At 46.9% G+C, this 980-nt stretch carries 3 protein-coding genes; all 3 read left to right on the forward strand.

Features of this window, described 5'->3' with window-relative positions; all coding sequences use genetic code 11:
• Positions 1–289, forward strand: a 289-nt coding sequence (locus tag ACFINZ_RS10000; protein ID WP_375701433.1) for a hypothetical protein, incomplete at its 5' end; no start/stop codon positions are given.
• A complete protein-coding gene (locus tag ACFINZ_RS10005) occupies positions 286–600 on the forward strand; it encodes a DUF2730 family protein (RefSeq protein ID WP_375607966.1) in 315 nt (104 codons plus the stop codon). The genes ACFINZ_RS10000 and ACFINZ_RS10005, both read left to right, overlap by 4 nt.
• Entirely contained in the window at positions 597–953 is a 357-nt protein-coding gene (locus ACFINZ_RS10010) for a hypothetical protein (RefSeq protein WP_375612320.1), read from the forward strand. The genes ACFINZ_RS10005 and ACFINZ_RS10010 overlap by 4 nt, the downstream gene beginning before the upstream one ends.
• Positions 954–980: the final 27 nt, after the last annotated feature.

Raw genomic sequence — 980 nt, forward strand, 5'->3', positions numbered from 1 at the left:
GTCAATGGGAAGTTGCCGGTTACTGGCGGTGGCATTGGGCTTGAGCGTGTGCGCTTGCTCAACACACAAGCCGGTGGGTAGCCTTTCTTATCATTTTTTATCGGTTGAGTTGCCGCCTGTTGTTCGCATGGCGTGTGCCCGCCCAGCTTTATTGCCAGAGCGTGCTTTGAATGCGCGCGAAGTGGTGCACTATTGGGGGCGTGATCGTGCTGCTTTATTGATTTGTGAACAGCGTAGAAAAGCTGCGGAGCGGGCGATTTTAGGCAAAAGAGAGGGGACTTTTAAGTGAATTTGGATATCAGTGTTGCCAATGGCTGGTTGTCTTTATTGTTATCGGTTATTGCGATTTGTGGGGTTTTGAGAGCCTATTTTTCTTCAGGTGCGCGGGAAATGCTGAAAGATATCACGGCGCTTAAAGAGCGTGTGCAAAAGTTAGAAACAGAGATGGACTTTTTGCCTGATCGTGATGCGCTGCAAAGATTGGAAGTGAATATGGAGAAATTGAATGGTCGTCTCAACACGCTTTCTGCACAATTACAACCGGTGGCAGCCATTGGTGAGCGCTTGCAAGAGTTTTTGTTGGAGAATGCCAAGAAATGAAAGCAGATATGGATAAAATCATCCGTGAAGAAGCGCGGTTGATTATTTTAAAAGGGCTTGCTTGTGAGCGCAGTGAAACTTTATCGAGTGCGATGATTGAGCGGCTTTTATACAGTTATGGCATCAGGCGCGATCGCGATTTTGTGCATAATGAATTGGCATGGATGGAAGATCAAGGTGCTGTTACTTTAAAATGTGTGGGTTCAGTTTTTCTTGCAGCGTTAACAGAACGGGGAGCGCGTCATTTAGACCGGAGCTTTTCCATTGAGGGGATTAAGCGGCCTAAACGTTCATCAATAAAAGACGAGGTGAAGGATGCGCAAGGTCGGGCGTGGACGTTTAACGGCGATTGATTTATTGCCGCAAGCTTGTGATCAAAT

The organism is Bartonella sp. AA81SXKL, assembly GCF_042196945.1.
Classification (GTDB): Bacteria; Pseudomonadota; Alphaproteobacteria; order Rhizobiales; family Rhizobiaceae; genus Bartonella.